Source organism: Polaromonas sp. P1_G2 (assembly GCF_056405515.1).
Window position 1 is genome coordinate 1 of record NZ_JBFUBY010001148.1, and the last position, 451, is coordinate 451.

The following is a 451-nucleotide window of genomic DNA, read 5'->3' on the forward strand; positions in this document are numbered from 1 at the left end:
AATCCGGCCGGATTTCGATCTCGTCGCCGATCGCGCGCGCCCTGATCGGCAAGGAAGTCGGCGATTCCATCGAGGTGAATGCGCCCGGCGGCTCCAAGGCCTATGAAGTGGTCGGCATCACCTGGGGCTGAGCCCCTTGCCCGACATCGATGACATCGAGGTGATCGCGCCGCATTTCAAGCGCAGGCTTTCGGGCGTCACCTCGACGGTTATCCAGCTCGTGCCACGCCAGGTGGCTGCGGGCGTCAACATCGCCACCCTCGGCCCCGGCCTGCCGGACACGCTGCCGAAGATCGGTTTCCTCGATCTTCTGAAATGCTGGAGGCGGCCGAAAACTGGCCGTCCACGCATCTGGCACACCCGCCGCAACAACGAGATGGTCGTCGGCGTGTTCTTGCGCGACGTGCTGCGCATGCCCTTCAGGCTGATCTTCACCTCGGCCGGCCAGCGC

The 451-nt window shown here is 65.0% G+C and carries 1 protein-coding gene and 1 pseudogene; both read left to right on the top strand.

The window, feature by feature from the left end; genetic code table 11:
- Positions 1-131, top strand: a 131-nt coding sequence (locus AC1D0P_RS29490; RefSeq protein WP_477679976.1) for a GreA/GreB family elongation factor, incomplete at its 5' end; no start/stop codon positions are given.
- Between the two features lie 5 nt (positions 132-136).
- A pseudogene (locus AC1D0P_RS29495) lies at positions 137-451 on the top strand (glycosyltransferase family 4 protein); the annotation flags it as partial.